Genomic DNA, 4,636 nt, shown 5'->3' on the forward strand with positions numbered 1-4,636 from the left:
CTTATTTACTGAGCAGGATTTGTCGAGGGTAGTTTGTGATGTATTCGAATCCTGTTTCGGTGACGACGACGGAGTCGCCGATCCGGCCAGCGGTTACGCCATCGACTGAGATGCCGCCATCGACGGCGAAGGTCATTCCCGGTTGCAGCACGGTCTTGTCGCCGGCCTTCAGCTCGGGCGCTTCGAGGTAGGCGACGCCGATGGAGCGGCCTGTGCGGTAGCCTGTCTCATACCCACGTTCCTGATAGACTTCGTTGGCGGCTGCGGCGACGTCCTCGGCCAGAACGCCGGGACGGATCGCGTGGATCGCGGCCTGCTGGGCGTCGATCGCAGCCTGCTGCACTTCGCGGTCCAGATCCTTGACGTCGCCGACATGGAACATGCGGTCAAAGCCCAGCTTGTATTGCTTGAACTGCGCCATGTTGCAGAAGCAGAAGTAAACCGGATCGAACTTCTCATAGGCTTTCACGCTGGCGCGGCCATGCACCATCGAGGTTTTCTTGCCGCTTTGCACGATCTGCAGGTTGTGGATCATGGGCGAGACGAAGCTGTCCCAACCCTTATCGGTCAGAAAGCCCGCCGCCTTGCGCGAACCCGCATCAATCACAGCCAGCGCACTTTCGTATTCCTGCGCGCCTTCCTTCAGCGAGTTATGTGCGGCCAGCATCATCGCGCCTGCGATCTCACCGGCCTGCTTCATCACCTCGATCTCAAGCGGCGACTTGATGGTGCGCATCGCGCCCAGCACCGGCGAGATATCCTTGAGCGGAACGCCCGGATAGGTCTCGTCCAGGTGATTGCGGACAATCGCCGGGATCGAACTTTTTTCGATCCAGATCTCGGACGGGTTTTCACCCAAGGCACCCGCCAGAGCGCGGCCCCAGGTGCGCTGACCGATATCTTCCCAGGTGCGCACATCCTCGACCCAGGTCATGGCACCGACCATTTCCGATTCCATCAGCGGGGTGATGACGATGGGGGCATCGTCAGCATCCACCACCAACATCGACGGGCGGCCGAACTCGATCCCCAGATAGCCCCAGAAGCCGGCCAGATAAGCCATCGAACTTTCGTCAGTAAACACGGCCTTCTGGATGCCCGCATCTTTCATGCGGCCCTGAAGCTCGATTGTTCTTTGTTTTGCGTGTTCAAGCATGTGCCTACATCCTTCAAGAAAAGCCATCGGCATGACACTAAAACCGAAGGCAGGGTTGGTCCTAGGGAAACGCCATGCTCACACAGCATGGACGACCGCTTCTTTTTTCGAATAATCCGTGCCGCCCGCCTTTCACGCGGGCGACACGATTCACACCTCAGTCGAGGAGGCCCGGCAGGAACAATGCCACGGGCGGTATGAAGGTCACAACAAAGACCATCGGCAGGTGACCCAGCAGCAGGAACTTCAGGGTCGGGCCGACATAGGTCGACAACGGCTGCCGGGTGACACCACCGGCCATGTAGAGCAGCGGCGCACAGGGCGGAGAGATGTTGCCCAGGCCCAGGTTGGTGCCCACGATGGCAGCAAAGTGGATCGGGTCCAGACCGATCTTCTGCGTCACCGGCAGCAGGATGATCGCGGCCAGAACACCACCCGATACGTCATCGATGATCATGCCCATGATCAGCAGCAGCAGGTTGATCAGCAACAGGATGACAATCTTGTTCTCCGAGATGGTCAGCAGCAGATCGGCAAACTGGGTCGGCACCTTGGCCAGAACCATGCCGCGGCTCATGACGAACAGGAAGAACAGGACCATCAGGATCGCACCGGTCAGACGCGCGGCCTCGACTGTCGAGTTGAACAGCTTGTCAAACGGCAGCGTGCGATAGATCAGCAAACCAACAGCCAGCGTATAGACCAGCGCCATCGAACCGGCCTCGGTCGGTGTGGCGATCCCGCTGTAGATGCCGCCCAGAATGATCACCGGCATGATGATCGCAAGGCTGGCACGTTTGCCGGTCTGGCCGATATCTTTCACGGTGTCAGAAAAGGACAGTTTTTCCGCGACCGTGATCGTTGTGTTGTTGCGCAGGAACCAGAAGTTGAGCGCACAATAGGTGGCGGCCAGCAGGATCCCCGGACCCATGGTCGCCAGGAAGCACTTGGCCACGGATTCGCGGATCGCAATCGCGAAGACGATCATCGGAATACTTGGCGGGATCATCAGCGCCAGAACAGACGACACCGCAACAAGAGCGGTTGCGTGCCCCGGGGGATACCCTTCCTTGATCATGCGCGGGACCATGATTTTGCCGATGGCGGCAATCGCGGCCGAGGCTGATCCGGAAATCGCGCCGAACAACGCGCAGGTGACAACGGTCACCGCACCCAGACCGCCCTTGGTGCGGCCCACAAACGAGTTGACAAAATCCAGCAGCCGCTCGGAGATCCCCGACGCCCCCATCAGGGTGCCCGACAGGATGAACAGCGGAATGGCCAGCAGCGAGAAGGCGCTGACCTGCGAATAGCCAAACCCGGCATGGAACGAGATATCCGTACCCTGCAGCGTGCCAAACACAAGGGCACCAATGCCGAAGGCAAAGCCCACCGGGACTTCGATCAGCAGCAGGAAGATGACAATCGCGATGGCGATGAAGAACAGCGTCATATCATTCTCCTCCCTTACCGGTGATCAATGCGCGGGCTTCGAGGAAGATCTGAAGCAGCATGTAGAAACTCATCAGCACGAAGCCAAAGACCATGCTGAGATCCCACATGTATTTGGGGAATTTCATATAAGAGCTCTTGCGGTTCAGGTTGATATTGAACTGCGCGAAGTCCCAGGCGTATTTGGCAAATACAACCAGTGCGATCAGACAAACGACCGAGCCGAACAGACGCAGCGCCAGCAAGGCCTTCCGGTCCCGGACAACCAGCGACATGACACCACCTTCGATGTGGTCGCGCTCACGCGAGCAATAGGCCATGCCGATGAAGTAGATCCAAAGGGCCATCATCGGGGCCAGTTCTTCGATACCAAGGAACGGAGAGGCGATGACGTAGCGCATGAACACCTGCGCCGCCATGACCAGACCCAGCAGGATCATGGCTGCGAACATGATCACCCGCATCAACCAGGCAACCTTGGCCTCGAGGCTGTAAAGGCCTCCCAGACCGCGATAGACAGGCTGATCCCGATCTTCCGGCGCAGGCACCGGTATGATCGGTGACGGCACCAGAACGTCGTCCAGACTGTCCGTGTGCAGAATATCTTTGGTCATTTCTCCTCCCTTCCTCCAAAGGAAGACACGCGCAAAGCAGGCTTTGCGCGTGTCCCGTGCCAGCGTTATTCCACGCCAGCTGCTTTCTTGATCTCGCCCATAACTTCGGCGCCGATGATCCCTTCCATGTAGGGGTATTCAACGGCCACGATCTTTGCTCGATAGTTTTCCAGCTGCTCTGGTGTCAGCTCGACCACTTCAATCCCGGCGGCTTCGATCTGCTCGAACCATTTCGGGCTTTCCGCTTCAGCATTTTCCCAGGCCCAGCTCACAGCTTCATTTGCTGCTTCTTTTACCCAGCCCTGCTGCTCTTCGCTCAGACCGTCGAACCATGCCTTGTTGGCGGTCCAGAAGGTGTGCTCAAAGTTTTCGCGGGTGAAGACGTAGGCGCTCAGGACGTCCTTGAACAACAGAACCTCGGATGGCGGCGAATAGGCCCGGCCATCGATCGCGCCGGTCTGCAGTGCAGTGTGCACCTCGGAGAACGCCATCGGAACAGCCGAGAAACCGGTCGCCCTGTAGCGCTCGATCGCCATCGGCTGGCCCGGAACGCGCATTTTGAAGCCTTCGGCATCTTCGGGGAAGTTCACAGGAACATCGACGCCCTTGCGCACGACAAAACCGGTGAAGTCGGTCGGGATCGTGCCCAGCAGCTCCATGCCCAGATCGTTCATGACGCCGTTATAGACTTCGTTCATGGTCGAGCCGGGGCCGTAAACTTCTTTACCCTGCTCCCAGTCATTGGCGATGTAGCCCAGAATCGACACGTCCCAGCGGGGGTCAAGCTCGGAGTGGTTCCACGACATGGTCATCTGAACCGCACCCTGGGCAACCTGCTCAACGATCGACGTCCAGTCACCCAGATCACCGCCCGGGTGATACGAAACAGACATGGTACCACCGGACAGCTCGTCCAGACGCTCCATGAATTGCTCGGATACTTTGTGGAAGATGTGTTCCTGATCCATCACGTGACCCAGGATGATATCCTGAGCCGATACACTGGACGCGGCAAACCCGGCAAAGCCGAGCGCAACAGCACCAGTCTTCAGAATTTTCGATACCTGCATTTGCGAAGATACCTCACTTTAATGCGAACTCTGCCTGCTTTCGGGGCGGCCCCAGCAGACTGGCAGAGTTATTGACCTGTATACAGCTATATGTCAATAATTGATTTATGGCAGCATTATATGCCGTTACCTAAAGAAGGTGCATGCAGGTTATGAAGACTGATCCAAAATCCCTGTTCGATGAAGGCCGCCACAATCGCGCAAAAATAGGATTCGTACTGCTCGCTACAGAGCAGACAATCGAAGACGACATGATGACAATAATGCCCAATGGCGTAGGCACACACTTCACGCGCGTCGCCATCCCAAACAGCATAACCGTCAAAAACTTGACCGATGTCGGA

At 57.6% G+C, this 4,636-nt stretch carries 5 protein-coding genes; all 5 read right to left on the reverse strand.

The genetic code is table 11. The features are described 5' to 3' along the window. Position 1: 1 nt before the first annotated feature. Complete coding sequence (locus ACR0AZ_RS21550; protein WP_480659508.1) at positions 2-1,156, reverse strand: M24 family metallopeptidase; 1,155 nt, start codon at positions 1,154-1,156, stop codon at positions 2-4. A gap of 157 nt (positions 1,157-1,313) precedes the next feature. Continuing rightward, on the reverse strand, positions 1,314-2,609 hold the full coding sequence (locus ACR0AZ_RS21555) for a TRAP transporter large permease (RefSeq protein WP_480659507.1): 1,296 nt from the start codon (positions 2,607-2,609) through the stop codon (positions 1,314-1,316). Position 2,610: 1 nt separating this feature from the next. Continuing rightward, a complete protein-coding gene (locus tag ACR0AZ_RS21560) occupies positions 2,611-3,222 on the reverse strand; it encodes a TRAP transporter small permease (protein WP_480659506.1) in 612 nt (203 codons plus the stop codon). A gap of 65 nt (positions 3,223-3,287) precedes the next feature. Continuing rightward, positions 3,288-4,292 carry a TRAP transporter substrate-binding protein DctP gene (dctP, locus tag ACR0AZ_RS21565; RefSeq protein ID WP_480659505.1) on the reverse strand — a complete coding sequence of 335 codons (1,005 nt, stop codon included), beginning with the start codon at positions 4,290-4,292 and terminating at the stop codon, positions 3,288-3,290. A 116-nt stretch (positions 4,293-4,408) separates the two neighbouring features. Beyond that, positions 4,409-4,636 (reverse strand): hypothetical protein (locus tag ACR0AZ_RS21570; RefSeq protein WP_480668233.1); only part of this gene is annotated, 228 nt, incomplete at its 5' end.

This window comes from Ruegeria sp. BE3 (assembly GCF_056538865.1).